Consider the following 17556-nt stretch of genomic DNA (forward strand, 5'->3'; position numbering starts at 1 on the left):
AAACCCCACGATTCTAGGCCGGGGCCGTTCGCGCACCTCGGGCGGTCACGCGCCGGCGGCCTCCGGGGCCCCGGGGAGGCCCGCGACGCGCGCCAGGCGCCGGTAGGAGTCGAGCAGGCCGACGCGGTCGTGCGTACTGGTGGTCACCAGGACCTCCTGGGCGCCGCTGTCCTTGAGCAGCGCCTCCAGGGCGTCGGCGACCTGCTCCTCGGTGCCGTGGACGTGGCCCCGGAGCCCGGACTCGTACAGCTCGCGCTCCTTGTCGGTCATGCCGCCCGTCGCCGCGAGCTCCTCGACGCGCCCGGCGGGCGGCAGCGGCGGGAACGTGCCGTGCGTGCGGGAGTACGCCATCGACCAGGCCTCCGGCACGAGCAGACGGCGGGCCGCCTCCTCGGTCTCCGCGACGGCGACCGAGCCCGAGACGATCACGTACGGCTCCCGTGCCCACTCCGAGGGCGTGAAGGCCGCGCGGTAGCCGTCGACGGCGCGCAGCATCCGGTCGCGGCCCCGCAGGTCGCCGATGACCAGGGGCAGGCCCGCGGCCGCCGCGATGGCGGCGCCCTCGCCGGTGGCCAGGACGTACGCCGGGACCCGCACGCCGTCGGCGGGGTAGGCGCGCACACCGGTGTCCGAGGCGCCGCGGAACCAGTCGAGCAGCTCGGTGAGCTGTGCCGCGAAGTCCCCGGCGGCGTGCTTGTCGCGGCCGAGCGCCTTGCGCACGCCGTCCGTGAACCCGACCGAGCGGCCGAGCCCCATGTCGATCCGGCCCGGGAACAGCGCCTCCAGGACCCCGAACTGCTCGGCGACCACGAGCGGCTGATGGTTCGGCAGCATCACGCCGCCCGTCCCGACCCGGATCGTACGGGTGGCTCCGGCGACGGCCGCGGCGAGCACCGTCGGCGCGGAACCGGCGACTCCGGGCACGCCGTGGTGCTCGGACACCCAGAAGCGGTGGTACCCGAGCGCCTCCAGGTCCTGCGCGAGGCGGACCGTGTCACGCAGCGCCTCGGGCCCCGCGTGCCCCTCGCGGACGCGCGAGCGGTCGAGGACGGAGAAGCGGGTGGAATGGATCACTGTGCTCACAGACGTGTTCAACGCTCGTCGCCGCTGAGGATTCCCGCTCCCGCCACGGCGTCGCGCACTTCATGAGGTGCGTCGCGTTCCGTGCGCCGCTGCCGTGTCCTTACGCTGATCACGTGACGGACGACACCAGACCCCTGGCCGTGTTCGACCTCGACGGCACGCTCGCCGACACCGCGCACCGCCAGCGGTTCCTGGAGCGCAGGCCGCGGGACTGGGACGCGTTCTTCGCGGCGGCGCCGTACGATCCGCCGCTGCCGCGCGGCGTCGCGCTCGCGCGGGAGAGCGCGGGGGAGTGCGAGGTCGTGTATCTGACGGGGCGGCCGGAGCGCTGCCGTGCCGACACCGAGGCGTGGCTCGCCGCGCAGGGGCTGCCCGAGGGGCGGATCTGGATGCGGCGCGACCACGACCGGCGGCCCGCGCGCCGCACCAAGCTGGAGGTCCTGCGGCGGCTCGCGCAGGGCCGCGAGGTGCGCGTGCTCGTGGACGACGACGAGCTGGTGTGCGACGACGCGGAGCGGGCCGGGTTCGCGGTGGTGCGGGCGCGCTGGGCGCGGACGTCGGCGGCGCTCAAGGACGGGCAGGAGCGCGAGGGGCGCACCTGAAGCCGTGAGGCCGCGAGGCCGTGCTTGAGGGTGCGAGGTGTGCCTGCGGCGGCGGAGGCCGTGCTTGAGGGCGCGAGGGGGGTGCCTGCGGCGGCGGCGGACGTGCCTGCGGCCGCGCGGGGCGTACGTACGGCGGTGGAGGACGGGCCTGCGGCGGCGCGGGACGCGGCTGCGGCGGCGCGGGACGCGGCTGCGGCCGTGGGGGGTGGTCAGTCCGCTTCCTCCAGGCGGAAGCCGAGCTTCAGGCCCACTTGGTAGTGCCGGATCTCCCCGTCCTCGATATGGCCGCGCACCTGCGTGACCTCGAACCAGTCCAGGCCGCGCAGCGTCCGCGAGGCGCGGCTGACGCCGTTGCGGATGGCCTGGTCGATGCCTTCGTGGGAGGTACCGACGATCTCGGTGACCCGGTAGGTGTGCTCGGACATGGGGTCCTTCTCCTCTCCGCGGCGGTGCGGCTGTCCTCCACGGTAGTGCCGGGCGGTGGCGCGGGCCTGTCGGCGGCGGTGCGGGGGTGGACCGATGTGATCGATTGATGGAGGTGCCGTGAGAGACCGATGGGCCCGCGCCCCTTGACCCGATGTTGAGGTCCGTACCAAAATCCCACACACCCGTTCGAGCACCGCTCTTCCCCACGTCGGGCCCCTCCCCCCGTGCTGTCCCCCGCAGAAAGTGACCGACGTGAACGCGCGCCACAGACGCATCTCGCTCTCCCTCACCCTGACCTTCGCCGCCACCGCCCTGTTGCCCGGCTGCGGCGTCCTGACCGGTTCGGATGACGACAAGAGCTCCGTCACGGTCTGGCTGATGCGGGGCAGCGCGTCGGACGGGTTCGTCAAGCGGTTCACCGAGGACTTCGAGAAGCAGCACGACGACATCGACCTGGACGTCCGCATCCACGAATGGACCGGCATCGGCCCCAAGGTGCAGAAGGCCCTCAAGAAGGACGACGGGCCCGACGTCATCGAGGTCGGCAACACCCAGGTCTCCCAGTACGTCGACGGGGGCGGCCTGGAGGACCTCACCCTGGAGTCCGCGCGCGACCTCGGCATGGACGACTGGCTGCCCGGCCTCGCCGAGCCCGGCCGCTACCGGGGCGCCCAGTACGGCGTGCCGTGGTACGCCGCCAACCGCGTCGTCCTCTACAACAAGGACCTGTTCGCCCGGGCCGGGATCAAGCAGCCGCCCAAGACCCGGCAGCAGTGGCTGGACGCGACGGCGCGCCTCGACTCCGGCGCAGACCAGGGGATCTACCTCGCCGGACAGGACTGGTACACGCTGGCCGGGTTCATCTGGGACGAGGGCGGCGACCTCGCCAAGGAGAAGGGCGGCATCTGGAAGGGCACCCTGAACTCCCCGGCCGCGCTGCGCGGCATGGACTTCTACAAGCAGCTCCAGGCGCTCGGCGACGGCCCCCAGGACGCGGACGAGGAACACCCGCCGCAGGCCGGGGTGTTCGCCAAGGGCGACGTCGCGCAGATCATCGCGGTGCCCGGCAGCGCCCGCGCCATCGAGGCGAAGAACCCCGCCCTGAAGGGGAAGATCGGCTACTTCCCGATCCCCGGCAAGACCGCGGGCAAGCCCGGCGCCGTCTTCACCGGGGGCTCCGACCTCGTGGTGCGCGAGGGCACGAAGGAGCGCAAGGCGGCCGTCGAGGTCGTCAAGGCGCTCGCGGGCGAGAAGTGGCAGAAGGAGCTCGCCCGCACCATGGACTACGTACCGAACAAGACGACGCTCGCCCCCACCGTGTCGGGCGACGCCGGGGTGGCCGCGATGGCGGCCGGGGCCGCGCGCGGGCGGGCGACGCCCAACTCGCCGCGCTGGGCCCTGGTCGAGGCCAAGAACCCGATCAAGACGTACATGTCGAAGGTCCTCGCGGGCGGCGACGCGGCCGCCGAGGCCAAGGCGGCCTCCGGCCGGATCACCGAGGCCCTGGAGGACAACGCGCACTGAGCCCGGCCCGTGGGGCCCGCCGCCGGACGGCGCCGGGCCCCGGGCCCCGGCCTCAGGACGCCGTGCTCAGGGACAGCGCGAAGCGGCGCCGCTCGTCCGTCCACCAGTGCGTCAGCTCCAGGCCCGCCGCGGCCAGTTCGGACCGGACGCCGTCCTCGCGGAACTTCGCGGAGACCTCGGTGCGCAGGTCCTCACCCCGCTCGAAGTCGACCGCCAGGTCCAGGGCGGGGATCTTCACCGTCTGCGTCAGCCGGGACCGCAGCCGCATCTCGATCCACTCCCGGTCGCGGTCCCACACGGCCACGTGGCTGAACGCCTCGGGGTCGAAGTCCGCGCCCAGCTCGCGGTTCACGACGTGCAGCACGTTCTTGTTGAACGCGGCGGTCACGCCCGCCCCGTCGTCGTACGCCGACACCAGGACCGACTCGTCCTTGACCAGGTCCGTGCCGAGGAGCAGCGCGTCTCCGGGGGACAGCAGGCCGCGCACCGAGGCGAGGAACGCGGCGCGCTCGGCGGGCAGCAGATTGCCGACGGTGCCCCCGAGGAACGCCACCAGGCGCGGCCCCGGCGTGCCGGGCAGCGCGAGGCCCTGGGTGAAGTCGGCCACGAGCGCGTGCACGCTCAGGGAGGGCCGCTCCGCGAGGAGCGTGTTCGCCGCGCCGGTGAGCGCGGACTCGCTGACGTCGACGGGCACGTACGTGTCCAGGTCCGTCAGGGCGTCGATGAGGTGCCGGGTCTTGTCGGAGGACCCCGAGCCGAGCTCTATCAGCGTGCGGGCCCCGGTGACCTCGGCGATCCGTGCCGACCTCGCGACCAGGATCTCGCGCTCGGCACGCGTCGGGTAGTACTCGGGCAGGGTGGTGATCTCGTCGAACAGGACGCTGCCGCGCGCGTCGTAGAACCACTTGGGCGGCAGGGTCTTCGGGGTGCGCGACAGGCCGTGCAGGACGTCGGCGCGCAGGGCCGCGTCGGTGGCGTCCTCGGGCAGGGTGCGGGTCAGCAGGAACGGGCTCACGCAGGTGGCTCCTTGAGCGGGGTGAGAAGGACGTCGGTGCGGCTCGCGTGGAGCAGCGTGTGGTCGGGGACCTCGCGCCAGCGCGGGTCGTCGTCGTACGGCTCGGACGCGGCGACGGTGCCGCGCCCGGGCACGGCCAGGTACCAGAGGGTGTCGCCCCAGGCCGTCGCGGCAATCGTCGCGCCGTCGGTGACCAGCAGGTTCAGCCGTGAACCCGGGGCCGCTTCCGCGACCTCCACGACCGTGTCCGCGAGGGCCTGCGGCAGCGGCTCGCCGCGCCGCAGCCGGGCCTGGACGAGCGCCCAGACCAGCGCCGAGTCGCAGCGCGCCTCCAGGGACAGGAGATCGGCGGCCGGGAGTCCGGCGGCCAGCGGCGCGAGCGAGCCGGGCCAGCCGGACACCGCGCCGTTGTGGCTGAACAGCCAGGTCTCCGCGGCGAAGGGCGCCGCGGCGGCCTCCCCGTCCGCCCCGGCCACGGTGGCGTCGCGCACGGCGGCGAGCACCGCCCCGGAGCGCACCACGCGCGCGAGGTCCGCGAACGACTGGTCGCCCCAGATCGGCCCGGCCCGCCGGTAGCGCGCGGGCACCGGGTCACCGTCGGCGTACCAGCCCACGCCGAAGCCGTCGGCGTTGACCGTGCCGTGCCGCTGGAGCCGGGGCGCCCAGGACTGCCGGAAGAGGCCGTGCTCCGGCGCCACGAGCAGCGCGTCCAGGTGCTCGGGCGCGCCGACGTAGGCGAGGTGACGGCACATCAGCCGAGCTCCGCGGCCAGCTCGGCGGCCGTGGCGTCGCGGGCCGTGCGGAAGCCGGAGAAGATCTGCCGCCGCACCGGGTGGTCCCAGTTGCGGAAGGTGCCCCGGCAGGCCACGGCGTCCACGGAGAAGGCGCCGCCGCGCAGGACCTTGTAGTCGCCGCCGAAGAACACCTCCGAGTACTCGCGGTAGGGGAAGGCGACGAAGCCCGGGTAGGGCAGGAAGTCGCTCGCCGTCCACTCCCACACGTCGCCCATCAACTGCCGTATGCCGAGCGGCGACTCGCCCGCCGGATAGCTGCCGGCGGGCGCCGGGCGCAGATGGCGCTGGCCCAGGTTCGCGTGCCGGGGCGCGGGGTCCTCGTCCCCCCACGGGTAGCGCGCCGAGCGGTCCTCCTCGGGCCGGTGGCGGGCCGCCTTCTCCCACTCGGCCTCGGTGGGCAGGCGCCGCCCCGCCCAGCGCGCGTACGCGTCCGCCTCGTACCAGCTGACGTGGACCACCGGCTCGTCGGCGGGCACCGGCTCCACGCGGCCGAAGCGGCGCCGCAGCCACTGGCCGCCCTCGCGGCGCCAGAACAGCGGCGCCGTGAGGCCGTTCTTGCGGACCGCCTCCCAGCCGCGCTCGTGCCACCAGCGCGGCTCCTCGTACCCGCCGTCGTCGATGAAGCGCTGGTACGCGGCGTTCGTCACCGGCGTGGTGTCGAGGCAGAAGGGCGGCACGAGCCGCTGGTGGGCGGGGCGTTCGTTGTCGAGCGCCCAGGGCTCGGTGGAGGTGCCCATGGTGAACGTGCCGCCGGGCACGAGGACTTCGTCCGGGCCGCCGAAGGCCGGAGCGGGCTCCGGGTCGGGGGCGGTGAGCGCCGGGGCGCCCGCGCGCAGCTGATGGGTGATCAGCATGGTCTCGTCGTGCTGCTGTTCGTGCTGCGCGATCATGCCGAAGGCGAAGCCCGCGTCGGTGAGGCCGTGCACCGCCTGCGCGCCGCCCGTGGCGGGCGGGGCGTCCGGCGCGAACGGGGTGCCTTCCGTGAACGGGGTGCTCTCCAGGACGTCGAGCGCCCGGCCGCGCACGTCGGCGGCGTAGCGGCGGGCCTCGTCGGGCGCGAGCAGCGGCAGCGAGGGACGGGCGGCGCGCGGGTGCTCGAACGCGTCGTACAGGGAGTCGATCTCGGGCCGCAGGGCGTCGCGGCCGCCGACCGCGCGCAGCAGCCACTGCTCCTCCTGGTTGCCTATGTGGGCGAGGTCCCACACCAGCGGCGACATCAACGGCGAGTGCTGCGCGGTCAGTTCGGCGTCCTCGACGCAGGAGGTGAGCAGCGCGGTCCGCTCCCGCGCGGCCCGGAGCGCGCCCAGCGCCCGCTCCCGCAGCTCCTCGGGGCCGACGGGCACGCCGTGCGGGGCTCCGGTCGTGGAACCGGTCATCGCGGTACGTCCTTCCCGGGCGCGAGCGCCCCTTGTGCGTCGAGTTCGTCGAGCAGGTCGTCCGCGGGGCAGCGGCCCCGGGCGACGTACCGGTCGGCGTACGCCGCGACGGCGGCGAGCACTTCGGCTCCGGCGCCGAGCCGGGGCAGCGCCTCCAGGGCCGCGGCGAAGCAGGCCGTGGCGGCCTCGCGCAGCTCCGGGTCCGCCAGGCCGTCGCGCGCCGCGTCCAGCCACAGCGGGCTGTGCGGCGCGGGCGTCACCCCGGCCCGCTCGGCCAGCGGCTTCACGGTGCGGTAGGCCGTCTCGGCGGCCTGCGCGTCGTCGAAGAGCGCCATGGTCACGGCGAGCGGCACCACCCAGCCGTCCGCGCCCGGCTGCGCGTCGACCATGCGCAGCTCCAGGTGCCCACGCGGTCTGACCGGCGGGAACAGCGTGGTGAGGTGGTAGTCGAGGTCCCCGCGCGTGGGCGGCCGCGGCAGCCCCGAGCGCACCCAGGACCGGAAGCTCAGGCCCTGGGGGACCAGCCACGGCGTCCCGTCCGCGGCCCCGGAGCACCCGGCGTCCGCCGTATCCGCGGTGTCCGCCGTGCTCACCGCGTCTGCCGTACGCACGCACATCACCGGCGCGTCCAGGGCGTGCCGCGCCCAGGCCGCCCGCGGCTCCTCGTCGAGCGCGGGCGCGCCCGACCGACCGGGGTCGATGCCCGCCCACACGGCCTGCCGCGTGGACCGCCAGCCCGTGGCCCGGCCGTCCTGCACCGGCGAGTTGGCGAACGCCGCCACCAGGACCGGGCCGAGCAGATGCGCGAGCCGCCAGCGCCGGGCGAAGCCGAGCGGCCCCGGCTCCGCGTACCCGGCGTCCAGGCAGATCTGCACGGACGCCGTGGAGCACATCATGCGGCGGCCCGCCTCGCCCGCGCGGTCGAGCCAGCACTCCATGGCGTCGTAGCGCGGCTCCCGCAGCAGCCGCGTCGGGGCGCGCCACGGGTCGGCGCCGAGGCCGGTGAGGGTGAGGTCCAGGGGGCGGAGCGTGTCACGGACGACGGTGAGATCGGCCGCCACGGCCGATACGCACTCCATGAGCGAGGCGGCGGGCAGCGAGCTGAGCTCCAGCTGACCGCCGGGTTCCACGGTGACCGCCGAGTGCAGGGATTCGGTCCGCAGGGCCGCGCGGGCGGTCTCGACGCGGGCGGACGTGACGGGAAGGCGCGGTGAGCGCCGGTCGTGGACGAGCCATTCCAGCTCGACGCCGACGGTGGCGGGCGGTCCGTTCTTGAAGCAGATGCCGCGCACCAGCGCCTCGACCTCCGCCTCGGTCACGGCGTCCCGAGGACGCACGCGACGGTTCGTACAGTCTCCCTCTGGCATGCCGGGGGTCCTCCTGTTCCGGGCGGCCCGGACGTCGCGTCCGGGCAGCGCTCGTAACACCCAAGACCTTGAAGCTATTTCGCACAAGACGGCCCCGGGTGGCCGGGAAGTGCCGTTGTGGTGAACGACGGCCGCGCCACGCCGTCCGTTCACGCACCACACGGGGGGTTCCTTCCAATAGACCACGCGTGTGCCGTTCCCGCGCGGGATGGCCGAAACGGCACGTCCGCCCCTGGAGGAGCGCCGGTCAGTCGCGGGGCGCGGGGTGCTCGACGCGGTACTGCTCCGCGAGCTCGTCGAAGACGTCGCTGGTCGGCCCGCCCAGGACGGCCGGGTGGGCGCCGCCCACGAAGGACCGCACCCGGTCCGTCACCTCCGCCGCCTTCGCGGCGCTCGCGTAGATGCCGAGCACCAGGGAGCCCTCACCCGCGGTGAAGCCCCAGGGCACCTCGCAGGGCCCGGTGTGGTCCTCGACGGGACACAGCAGGCGGGCGAGGGGTTCCTGGAGCGCGAGCGCCGCCTCTGTGTCGGCGAAACCGTGGATGTGGATCTCGTAGAGCTGCACGGGCCAGACGGTAGACGGCGCATTCACGAGGCGCACGGCATTTTCGAGCGCCGCCCAAGGCTTCCATGCCCCTCGTCGTCGCCGATTCGCCCGGGGGAGACCCCGGGACGCCGCCCGCTCAGGGCGCCGCTCGCTCAGGGCGCCGCCCGCGTGTCCGCCGGTTCCGGCCAATGAGCGTGCCAGCGCCGGTCCGCCTCCAGCTGGGCCGCCAGGGAGATGAGCAGCGGCTCGCTGCCCGCGGGGCCGAGGAGCTGGGCGCCCACCGGAAGGCCGCCCGCGACCCGGCCCGCGGGCACGTTCACCCCCGGCCAGCCGAGCACGTTCCACGGCCACGCGTACGGGCACGCCGCGATCATCGCCTGGTCCGTGCGCAGGGCGCTGAGCCCCGCGAGGGCCCCGACGGGCGGCGGCGGGGTGGCCGTCGTGGGCGCGAGGACCACGTCGTACGTGGCGAAGACGGCGCCGACCCGGCGCTGCAGGGTCGCCTCCGCCCGCCGGGAGAGCCGCAGCGGCGCCCCGCCGAGCAGCCGCCCGAGCCGGGCTGCCTCCTTGGTGCGCGGGTCGAGCAGGGTGGGGTCGGGCACCTCGCGCACCCAGTCGGCGACGCCCGCCGTGGCCCTGGGCACGAAGGCGAGGCCGATCTGGCCGTAGCGCGGGTCGGCCTCCTCCACGTCGTGCCCGAGCGCGGCCAGGCGGTCGGCGAGCTCCACGACCTTGGCGCGCACGAGGGGGTGCAGCCGCTTGGGCGTGGCCGTGAACGGGGTGCGCAGGGAGAGCGCGACGCGCAGCCTGCCCGGTTCGCGCGTGGCGGCCTCGGCGGCGCGGATCGCGGACGGCTGGTGCGGGTCGTCCTGGTGGTTGCCGCTCGCCGCGTCCAGGAGCAGCGCGGCATCGGCCACGGTGCGCGCGAGCGGGCCGTTGACGGTGATCCCGTTGAACGCCTCGGGCCACGGCCACGTCGAGATGCGTCCGCGCTGCGGCTTGACCCCCACGAGATGGGTCCACGCGGCCGGGATCCGCACCGAGCCCGCGCCGTCCGAGCCGAGCGCCACCGGGACCAGGCCCGCCGCGACCGCCGCCGCGGAGCCGCCCGACGAACCGCCCGGCGTGTGACCGGTGTTCCACGGATTGCGGGTGGCGCCGAAGGCGGGCCCCTCCGTGAACGGCCACTGGCCCAGTTCGCACGTGTTGGTCTTGCCGACGATGACCGCGCCCGCGGCCCGCAGCCTGCGCACCGCCTCCGCGTCCCGCGCCTTGGGCGGGAAGTCGCCGGGGCAGCCGAACGCCGTCGGCTCGCCCGCCACGTCCGTGTCGTCCTTCACCGCGAGCGGCACCCCGAGCAGCGGGGCACGGACGCCGCTCGCCAACTGCCGGTCGGCGGCGTCCGCTTCGGCGAGCGCGGCCTCGGCGCGCACCACGCGGAAGGCGTTCAGCGTGGGCTGTGTCGCCAGGATCCGGTTCAGCGTCCGCTCGGTGAGTTCGCGCGCGGACACCTCGCCCGAGCTGAGCGCGCGGACGGTCTCCGCGAGGCCTTCGGAACGGTCGCTGCTCATCTGGGGGCACCTTCGGTCGGGCGGCGCGGCCGCGGTTGCTTACCGCACGGTAGCTTCCGGCGGGCCAACGCGGTATCGGGGCGGCGGAGTTCACTCCCGTCCGCCGCGCGCGCTCCGCGGGGCCGCGGCGCGCGTGAGCGGCGTGTGCCGCCCCGGCCGAGCCGCGTGTGCGCGGTCAGCGGCGTGTGTGACCTCCCGCGCTACCAGCCACGATGGCGTGCGCGCCCGTGCCCCGTCGACTGCCCGGCAGCGCCCCCGCGCCCGCCTGGGTGCGCCCCGGGGCCGTCTGGAAGGATTGCCTTCGTCATGGTGCAGATACCGAAGCAGCAGGCCGCGCCGGATCCGGCGCCGACCGCGCCGAGCCCGCCACCCGACCCCGAGCCGCAGGACGCCGACCAGCGCGTGCCGCACTCCGTTCCGACCAGCGCCGACGTCGCACGCCTCGCGGGCGTCTCGCGCGCCACCGTGAGCTACGTCCTGAACAACACCAGTGCCGTGCGCATCAGCGAGCCCACCCGCCGCCGCGTCCGCGAGGCCGCCAAGGAACTCGGATACGTCCCGCACGCCGCCGCCCGCAGCCTGCGCGCCGGGCACACCCGCATGGTCCTCATGCCCACGCCCCAGATCCCCGTGGGCCCGCTCTTCAACCAGTTCTTCAGCGAACTCCAGTGGGCGCTCAGCCGGTTCGACTACACCGTGGTGCAGTACGGCAGCCTCGGCCTCACCGGCGAGGAGGCCGCCCGCGCCTGGGCCGAGCTGCGCCCGGTCGCGGTGCTCGCCCCCGACGCCACCGCGCTCGGCGCCCGCGGCGTCTCCGTCCTCAAGCGCTCGGGCGCCAAGGCGGTGTTCACGCTCGGCCCGCAGCGCGCCGAGGGGGCGCACGCGCTGCTCATGGACCAGCGTCTGGTCGGCCGCAGCGCCGCCGAGCACCTGCTCGCCCGCGGCCGCCGCCGCATAGGCGTCGTGGTCCCCGAGGAACCCGGGCTCGAACCCTTCTCGCGGCCGCGCCTCGACGGGGTGCGGGCCGCCGTGCGCGGCGCGGGCGACGGCGGGGTGACCGAGCTGCCGCTGGGATACGGCGAGGACTCCGCGGCCCGGCTCGCGGGCCGCTGGCGCGGGCTCGGCCTCGACGCCGTCTTCGCGTACAACGACGAGTACGCGATGCTCCTCATGCGCGCCCTCCAGGACGAGGGCGTACGCGTCCCGGACGACGCGGCCGTCGTCGGCGCCGACGACCTGATGCTCGGGCGGCTCCTCCGCCCGCGCCTGAGCAGCGTCCGCATCGAGCTGCCGTCGGGCCGCGGCCTGGCCGAGCTCGTCGACCGGGTGGTGCGGGAGCCCGGGGCGCGGCCGGAGGTCCACGACGTCCTCGGTGCGAGCGTGGTGCACCGCGAGTCGAGCTGAGCCCCGGCCCGGCGCCCCGGAGCGGGTGCTACGCCTCCTGCTCCTTGGCCTGCTGCTCCGCGACCGACTTGCGGACCTCGTCCATGTCGAGCCCGCGGGCCTGCCCGATCACGTCCTCCAGGGCGGACTCCGGCAGCGCGCCCGGCTGCGCGAACACCGCGACCTGGTCCCGGACGATCATCAGCGTGGGGATCGACTGGATGCCGAAGGCGGCGGCGAGCTCCGGCTGCGCCTCCGTGTCGACCTTGCCGAAGACCAGGTCCGGGTTGGCCTCCGCGGCCTTCTCGTAGACCGGCGCGAACTGGCGGCAGGGCCCGCACCAGGACGCCCAGAAGTCGATCAGGACGAAGTCGTTCTCCGTCATCGTCTGGTCGAAGTTTTCCTTCGTGAGCTCCACGGTCGTGCTCATGATGAGTCTCTCTTCCTGGTGGGGGCGAAGCCGTCGTGCACAACGGCCGCGGCGGCGGCCGTATTCCGCGCGCGTACCCGTGTGGCCACGCCGCACACCTGGCACCAGACTGGCCCCATGACGCAATCCACGGACGCCACGGGCGAAGCAGCGGACAACACGTACGACGTAGTGGTCATCGGGGCCGGACCAGTGGGGGAGAACGTCGCCGACCGGGCGCGCGCGGCGGGCCTCAGCGCGGCGGTCGTGGAGAGCGAGCTGGTCGGCGGCGAGTGCTCGTACTGGGCCTGCATGCCCAGCAAGGCGCTGCTGCGGCCCGTCGTGGCCCGCGCGGACGCGCGCCGCGTGCCGGGCCTGCGCCACCTCGTCGAGGGCGACCTCGACGCGTCCGCCGTCCTCGCCCACCGGGACGCGTACGCCTCCCACTGGAAGGACGACGGCCAGGTCGGCTGGCTCGACTCGATCGGCGTGGACCTGTTCCGCGGCCACGGCCGGCTCGCGGGCGCGCGCCGGGTGAGCGTGACCGCCGCCGACGGGACCGTCACGCACCTGGCGGCCCGGCACGCCGTCGCGGTGTGCACCGGCAGCCGGGCCGTGGTCCCCGACCTGCCCGGCGCCGCCGACGCCAAGCCGTGGACCAGCCGCGAGGCGACCAGCGCCGACCACGTGCCCGGCCGCCTGGTGGTGGTCGGCGGCGGCGTGGTCGGCGTGGAGATGGCCACGGTCTGGCAGGCGCTCGGCTCCCGCGTGACCCTGCTGGTGCGCGGCGACGGCCTGCTGCCCAAGATGGAGCCGTTCGCCGGGGAGCTCGTCGCCGACGCGCTGCGCGAGGCGGGCGCGGAGGTGCGGACGGACACCTCGGTGAAGGCGGTGCGCCGGGACGGCGCCACGGTCACCGTCGAGCTCGACGGCGGCGACCGGATCGAGGCCGACGAGGTCCTCTTCGCCACCGGCCGCGCCCCGCGCACCGACGACCTCGGCCTGGACACGGTCGGCCTGGAGCCCGGCACGTGGCTGTCCGTCGACGACAGCTGCCAGGTCGCGGGCAGCGACTGGCTGTACGCCGTGGGTGATGTGAACCACCGGGCGCTGCTGACCCACCAGGGCAAGTACCAGGCCCGGATCGCGGGCGCGGCGATCGCCGCCCGCGCCCGGCGGGTGCCGATCCTGGAGACCGACCGGTGGGGCGCCCACAGCGCGACCGCCGACCACGACGCCGTCCCGCAGGTCGTCTTCACCGACCCGGAGGCGGCGTCGGCGGGCCTCACCCTCGCCGCCGCCGAGGAGGCGGGCCACCGCGTGCGCGCCGTCGACTACGACCTCGCGTCCGTCGCCGGGTCGGGCCTGTACGCCGACGGGTACCGGGGCCGCGCCCGCATGGTCGTCGACCTGGACCGCGAGGTCGTCCTCGGCGTCACCTTCGTCGGCCCCGGCGTCGGCGAGCTCATCCACTCCGCCACGGTCGCCATCGCGGGCGAGGTGCCCGTCGACCGCCTGTGGCACGCGGTCCCGGCGTACCCGACGATCAGCGAGGTGTGGCTGCGGCTCCTGGAGACGTACCGGGGCTGACAGGGGCCCGCGGCGGGGGCTGACCGGGAGCCGCCCCGTCAGTGGGGCACGGCCGGACGGCGGCCGTGCCCTACACCCGCCTCCGCGCGGCCCGGGAGGGGCGCAGCGCCGCGAGCTCGTCCTCGCCCTTGCCGCCCCACACCCCCGACGTCTGGCCGGAGCTCAGCGCGTACGCGAGGCACTCACGCGCCACCGTGCAGTGCGCGCAGATGCGTTTGGCCTCCTTCTGTTCCTGCTCGGCGGGTCCGGAGGTGCCGACGGGGAAGAACAGCTCAGGGTCCTCATCAGCACACGCGGCCCGGTGGATCCAGTCCTGTCGCAGGGGCACCGTTTCCATGCGGCGGCGGGTTCCCGGGAGCGAAGGGGACGAAACGGCGTCGTCCGGTCAGTCGTCCGGTCAGCCGTCCGCGAGGATCGCCTCCAGATGCCGGAGCGCCGTCGTCACACGCGCCGGGTCCTGCTGGAAGAACGGGTCGTCGGGGACCGGCAGCGACCCGGCGAGCGCGATGCCCCGCCCGCGCGCCCACGTCGCGTCGTCGGCGCCGACCGCCGCCCGGAACGTGGCACGGGCCTTCGCGGGCAGGAACATCCACGCCGGGATCAGGTCGCACGCCGGGTCGCCCACGGCCAGCGTCCCGAAGTCGATGACCGCGCTGAGCCGCCCCTCGACCGCCAGCAGGTTGCCGGTCGCCAGGTCGCCGTGCAGCCACACCGGCGGACCGTCCCAGGCGGGCGCGGCGAGGGCCTGCTCCCACACCGCCGTGACCGCGTCGGTGTCGACCGCTCCGTCCAGCTTCGCGATCTTCGCCCGCACCGTGGAGTCGGCGGCCAGCTGCGGGCACTCGGTGCCCACGCGCGTGCCCCGGAAGGCATTGCTCCACTGCGGCGGCGGCCCGTCCGTCGCGTCGATCCGCTGCAACGCCCGGATGAACCCGGCCAGTTGCACCGCGGCTTCCTGCGGATCCGCCAGGCCGTCCGTCGTCGCGGGCTCGCCCGGAAGCCAGCGGCAGACCGACCACGGGAACGGGTACCCCTCGCCCGGCTCGCCCTGCGCCAGCGGCTGCGAGACCGCGAGCGGCAGCTGCGGAGCCAGCCACGGAAGCCAGCGCTGCTCCCGCTCGACCTGGCCGGTCCAGCGGGCGTAGCGGGGCAGCCGCAGCGCCATGTCGTCGCCGAGGCGGAAGGTCGCGTTGTCCATGCCGGAGCGCGGTACCGGGGTCACGGGCAGGTGGGCCCAGCGCGGGAACTGCGCCGCGAGGAGGCGCCGTACCAGCGGCTCGTCGATGGTGACCACGACCTCGTCGTCGTCCAGGGCGTCCGGAACGTCCTGCTCGTCGACGTCCTGCTCGTCGATGCCCTGTTCGTTGACGCCCTGTTCGTCGGCGTCCTGCTTGTCGTACGTCTCGTCGGTACCGCTCGATGACACGGGAACTCCTCGGCCGGGCTGTGTTCCCGGCGCCTGCGTCGACCTGGTGGAAGGTGCCCCATCCCACCCGTCGGCCGGATCCGCTGTCCACCGAGTTTCCGGGCGCCCCGCGCGGCCCGCCGGCCCCGCAGCGCCGAGGACGCCTCGGCGGCCCACCGCCACGGCGCCGCCCGGCTGCCTCAGTCGGTGCTCGCGGTGACCGGTGTCCGGGCCTCGCGCGGCGCCCGGTCCGGCCCCGCGGGGCCTTCCGCGGACGGCGCGGGGAGCGCGGTACCGCCCCCACCCGGCCCCCGCAGCCGCCGCAGCGCGCGCCGCGCCCGCGCGGGCAGGATCCGCCGCCAGGCCCGCCTGCGGCGGGTGGAGCGCAGCTCGGCGAAGAGGAGTTCGTGCCGGGCGGCGATCGGCTCGGGGTCGTATCTGCGGGCGCTCTCCAGGGCGGCGGCGCCCATCGCGCGCCGCCGCGGCGCGTCCTCGATGAGTTCGAGCAGCGCCTTGGCGAGCGCGGCCTCGTCACCCGTCGGCACCAGGCGGCCGTCGTGGCCGTCGCTGATGATCTCGGCGGGGCCGAGCGGGCAGTCGGTGCTCACCACCGGCACGCCGCACCGCATGGCCTCCACCAGCGTCATGCCGAACGACTCGGCGTCGGAGGCGGACGCGACCACGGAGGCCTGCGCGAACTCCGGCTCGATCGGCGAGCGCACCCCCATCAGCTCCACCTGCCCGCCGAGGCCCAGCTCCTCGACCGCGCGCTCCAGCGGCTCCTTCTGCTGGCCGCCGCCGTAGATCCGCAGCCGCCAGTCGGGGTGCCGCTCCGCGACCGTGGCGAACGCCGACACCAGCAGGTCGAACCGCTTGCCGGGCACGAGCCGCCCCGCCGCGGCGACGACCTTGGCGGTGCCGTCCGAGGGCAGGACCTGCGGCCTGGGCACCATGTTCGGGATGCTCAGGATCCGCACCCCCGGCAGCGGCATCCGCCTGCGGTAGACGTCCGCGTCGGCCTCCGTGGTCGTCACCAGGGCGTCGAGACGGCGGTAGTGGCGCGCGAGTTGGGCGCGCAGCCGCTTGCTGTGCGCGTCGTGCCGCAGGTGCTCCTGGCCGACGAGCAGCGCGCGGCGCGGGCCGAACCGCGCGAGGTACACATTGATCCCCGGCCGCGTACCGATGATCACGTCCGCGTCGCAGCGCCGCAGATACGCCGCGACGCGCGCGTCGTGCAGGCGCGTGTACTGGTGGTGGCGCCGCTCCGCCGACGGGAACGCCTCGGCGGGCTCGGCGAACAGCGCGGCGAGCGTGTCCGCGCTCCCCGCCCGGACGTCCACCAGCGGTACGAGCCGCACCCGCGGGTCGACCTCGAAGCGCGGCCGCTCGCGGTGGCGCATCAGCGAGACGATGGTGACGTCGTGGCGCTCGGACAACGCGGACGCGAGGTTGAGGGTGGTGCGGATGGTGCCCCCCACCCCGTACGCGTTGTGCAGCAGGAACACGACCTTCAGAGCCTTCATGCGGAGCTTTCCCCTCGGCGGTGCTCGACAGATCCGCGCGTGGGTCGGGACGCGCGGCGAAATGACGCGGCGGAAACGCAGGCCACTTTCCCGCGCCCGGGTAAGCCGGGATTCCGGCCACGGTGAGAGGACGGTAAGAACGCGGCCGCGCGCCGGTGGAACAGGGGCGGTTGGCAGACTAACGGGATGCCGCACACCGAGCCGTTCAGCAACACGCCGACGCCCGGCGGTCCACCGCACACCGTGCTGCTCGCCGAGGACGACCGCGCCATCCGCAACGCCCTGGAGCGCGCCCTGACCCTGGAGGGCTACCGCGTCACGGCCGTCGCCGACGGCGTCCAGGCGCTCGCGGCCGTGCACCGGCAACCGCCGGACCTGCTCGTCCTGGACGTGATGATGCCCGGCATCGACGGCCTCCAGGTGTGCCGGGTGCTGCGCGCCGAAGGCAGCAGGACACCCGTCCTGATGCTCACCGCCCGGGTGGAGACCGCCGACCGCGTGGCCGGGCTCGACGCGGGCGCCGACGACTACGTGGCCAAGCCCTTCGAGGTCGACGAGGTCTTCGCCCGGCTGCGCGCGCTGCTGCGCCGGGCGGACACGGCGGCCCTGCCCGGCACGGGCGCGGGCGAGGAGCCGGACGGCGTCGTCACGGCGGGCGACCTGCGCATCGACCCCGGGGCCCGCCGCGCCTGGCGCGGCCCGCGCGAAGTCGGGCTCACCCGCACCGAGTTCGACCTCCTGCACCTGCTGGCCCGCAACGAGGGTCTCGTACTGGACCACGCCACGATCTACGACCGCATCTGGGGCTACGACTTCGGGCCGAGCTCCAAGAACCTCGCCGTGTACGTGGGCTATCTGCGCCGCAAGCTCGACGTGCCCGGGGCGCCGCCGCTCATCCACACCCTGCGGGGCGTCGGCTACGTCCTGCGGGCGTCGTGAGC

Annotated in this window: 17 protein-coding genes; 5 read left to right on the forward strand and 12 right to left on the reverse strand. The window is 75.1% G+C overall.

What is annotated here, in order from left to right:
* Nucleotides 1-45: 45 nt before the first annotated feature.
* Nucleotides 46-1083, reverse strand: a complete 1038-nt coding sequence (locus C9F11_RS34960; RefSeq protein ID WP_138963280.1) for an LLM class flavin-dependent oxidoreductase — start codon at nt 1081-1083, stop codon at nt 46-48.
* Between the two features lie 113 nt (nt 1084-1196).
* Here C9F11_RS34960 and C9F11_RS34965 point away from each other — a divergent pair, with 113 nt between their 5' ends.
* Nucleotides 1197-1685 carry a hypothetical protein gene (locus tag C9F11_RS34965; protein WP_138963282.1) on the forward strand — a complete coding sequence of 163 codons (489 nt, stop codon included), beginning with the start codon at nt 1197-1199 and terminating at the stop codon, nt 1683-1685.
* Nucleotides 1686-1894: 209 nt separating this feature from the next.
* Here C9F11_RS34965 and C9F11_RS34970 read toward each other — a convergent pair whose 3' ends face one another.
* Nucleotides 1895-2110, reverse strand: a complete 216-nt coding sequence (locus C9F11_RS34970) for a dodecin (RefSeq protein WP_138963283.1) — start codon at nt 2108-2110, stop codon at nt 1895-1897.
* Nucleotides 2111-2402: 292 nt separating this feature from the next.
* Here C9F11_RS34970 and C9F11_RS34975 point away from each other — a divergent pair, with 292 nt between their 5' ends.
* Nucleotides 2403-3635: an extracellular solute-binding protein gene (locus C9F11_RS34975; RefSeq protein ID WP_138967386.1), complete on the forward strand. Its 1233-nt coding sequence runs from the start codon at nt 2403-2405 to the stop codon at nt 3633-3635.
* Between the two features lie 52 nt (nt 3636-3687).
* On the opposite strand, the gene egtD is transcribed toward C9F11_RS34975, so the two are convergent.
* From egtD to C9F11_RS35005, 6 genes are all read right to left on the reverse strand, one after another.
* Complete coding sequence (egtD, locus tag C9F11_RS34980) at nt 3688-4650, reverse strand: L-histidine N(alpha)-methyltransferase (RefSeq protein WP_138963285.1); 963 nt, start codon at nt 4648-4650, stop codon at nt 3688-3690.
* A complete protein-coding gene (gene egtC / locus C9F11_RS34985; protein ID WP_138963287.1) occupies nt 4647-5402 on the reverse strand; it encodes an ergothioneine biosynthesis protein EgtC in 756 nt (251 codons plus the stop codon). The genes egtD and egtC overlap by 4 nt, the downstream gene beginning before the upstream one ends.
* Nucleotides 5402-6820, reverse strand: coding sequence for an ergothioneine biosynthesis protein EgtB (gene egtB, locus C9F11_RS34990; RefSeq protein ID WP_138963289.1), 1419 nt, complete (start codon nt 6818-6820; stop codon nt 5402-5404). The genes egtC and egtB overlap by 1 nt, the downstream gene beginning before the upstream one ends.
* The gene (gene egtA, locus C9F11_RS34995; protein WP_138963291.1) at nt 6817-8187 is read right to left on the reverse strand and encodes an ergothioneine biosynthesis glutamate--cysteine ligase EgtA; all 1371 of its coding nucleotides are present in this window, start codon (nt 8185-8187) and stop codon (nt 6817-6819) included. Before egtA ends, egtB begins: the two co-directional genes overlap by 4 nt.
* A gap of 247 nt (nt 8188-8434) precedes the next feature.
* Nucleotides 8435-8752: a hypothetical protein gene (locus tag C9F11_RS35000; protein ID WP_138963293.1), complete on the reverse strand. Its 318-nt coding sequence runs from the start codon at nt 8750-8752 to the stop codon at nt 8435-8437.
* A 134-nt stretch (nt 8753-8886) separates the two neighbouring features.
* Complete coding sequence (locus C9F11_RS35005) at nt 8887-10305, reverse strand: amidase (RefSeq protein ID WP_138963295.1); 1419 nt, start codon at nt 10303-10305, stop codon at nt 8887-8889.
* Between the two features lie 306 nt (nt 10306-10611).
* On the opposite strand from C9F11_RS35005, the gene C9F11_RS35010 reads away from it, so the two are divergent.
* Nucleotides 10612-11709, forward strand: coding sequence for a LacI family DNA-binding transcriptional regulator (locus tag C9F11_RS35010; protein WP_138963297.1), 1098 nt, complete (start codon nt 10612-10614; stop codon nt 11707-11709).
* A 28-nt stretch (nt 11710-11737) separates the two neighbouring features.
* On the opposite strand, the gene trxA is transcribed toward C9F11_RS35010, so the two are convergent.
* A complete protein-coding gene (gene trxA, locus C9F11_RS35015) occupies nt 11738-12118 on the reverse strand; it encodes a thioredoxin (protein WP_138963299.1) in 381 nt (126 codons plus the stop codon).
* 117 nt (nt 12119-12235) lie between these two features.
* Here trxA and C9F11_RS35020 point away from each other — a divergent pair, with 117 nt between their 5' ends.
* The gene (locus C9F11_RS35020) at nt 12236-13687 is read left to right on the forward strand and encodes an NAD(P)/FAD-dependent oxidoreductase (RefSeq protein ID WP_138963301.1); all 1452 of its coding nucleotides are present in this window, start codon (nt 12236-12238) and stop codon (nt 13685-13687) included.
* A 70-nt stretch (nt 13688-13757) separates the two neighbouring features.
* Here C9F11_RS35020 and C9F11_RS35025 read toward each other — a convergent pair whose 3' ends face one another.
* The 3 genes from C9F11_RS35025 to C9F11_RS35035 all read right to left on the reverse strand — a co-directional run bounded on the left by C9F11_RS35025 (nt 13758) and on the right by C9F11_RS35035 (nt 16606).
* Entirely contained in the window at nt 13758-14024 is a 267-nt protein-coding gene (locus tag C9F11_RS35025; protein WP_138963303.1) for a WhiB family transcriptional regulator, read from the reverse strand.
* 60 nt (nt 14025-14084) lie between these two features.
* The gene (locus tag C9F11_RS35030; RefSeq protein ID WP_249402007.1) at nt 14085-15113 is read right to left on the reverse strand and encodes an aminoglycoside phosphotransferase family protein; all 1029 of its coding nucleotides are present in this window, start codon (nt 15111-15113) and stop codon (nt 14085-14087) included.
* Nucleotides 15114-15292: 179 nt separating this feature from the next.
* Nucleotides 15293-16606: a glycosyltransferase family 4 protein gene (locus tag C9F11_RS35035; RefSeq protein WP_138967391.1), complete on the reverse strand. Its 1314-nt coding sequence runs from the start codon at nt 16604-16606 to the stop codon at nt 15293-15295.
* Between the two features lie 195 nt (nt 16607-16801).
* On the opposite strand from C9F11_RS35035, the gene C9F11_RS35040 reads away from it, so the two are divergent.
* Nucleotides 16802-17554, forward strand: a complete 753-nt coding sequence (locus tag C9F11_RS35040; protein WP_138963305.1) for a response regulator transcription factor — start codon at nt 16802-16804, stop codon at nt 17552-17554.
* The last annotated feature ends 2 nt before the right edge of the window (nt 17555-17556 follow it).

This window comes from Streptomyces sp. YIM 121038 (assembly GCF_006088715.1).
Classification (GTDB): Bacteria; Actinomycetota; Actinomycetes; order Streptomycetales; family Streptomycetaceae; genus Streptomyces.